The organism is Streptomyces vastus (assembly GCF_039532825.1).
GTDB lineage: Bacteria > Actinomycetota > Actinomycetes > Streptomycetales > Streptomycetaceae > Streptomyces > Streptomyces vastus.
Genome location: NZ_BAAASJ010000115.1, coordinates 1 through 564 on the forward strand (window position 1 = coordinate 1; position 564 = coordinate 564).

Annotated in this window: 1 protein-coding gene; it reads right to left on the reverse strand. The window is 67.2% G+C overall.

Features of this window, described 5'->3' with window-relative positions:
- Positions 1-564, reverse strand: a 564-nt coding sequence (locus tag ABD357_RS36245; protein ID WP_344395776.1) for a DNRLRE domain-containing protein, incomplete at both ends; no start/stop codon positions are given.

Genomic DNA, 564 nt, shown 5'->3' on the forward strand with positions numbered 1-564 from the left:
ACGTCGTGTAGCCGGTCCAAGAGCCGTAGTCGGTGGCGTCGTACGCCCGCACCCGGTAGCGCAGGTGCTTGCCCGCCGGCAGCGCGCTGGCAGAGGGCACAGTCAGTTTCGCCGTCGAACCGGAGGACACCGCGGAGCTGGTGCCGGTGTAGGTGTAGGTGGTGTCCGCGTACGCCGGGTCGGCTGTGATCTCGAACTGGGCCTTGGTGTTCGAGCCGTCCGGGTCGGTCACCTTCGCGGACAGCGTCGGGGTGAGCGAGGTGACGTACCGATTGCCGTTGTAGGCGTTGACCTGCGACGGCGAGATCGCCAACGAACTCGGCTTCGCCGGGTACGAGTTGTACGTCACGGTCAGGTGCGGCTCGGTCGAGCCGTCGCCGGAGACGTAGTTCGCCGACCGGAAGCGCCGCCAGGTGTAGGAGTCGGTCTCGGACGCGCCCGCGATCCGCAGACCGTAATTGGATGAGCCGTCCGCCCACGCCTGCACGATGGCGTCGATGTCGAAGTTCATCGTGCCGGCCGGGCAGTCGGTGCTCGAATAGCCCTTGGCCGCGGTGTTCGTCA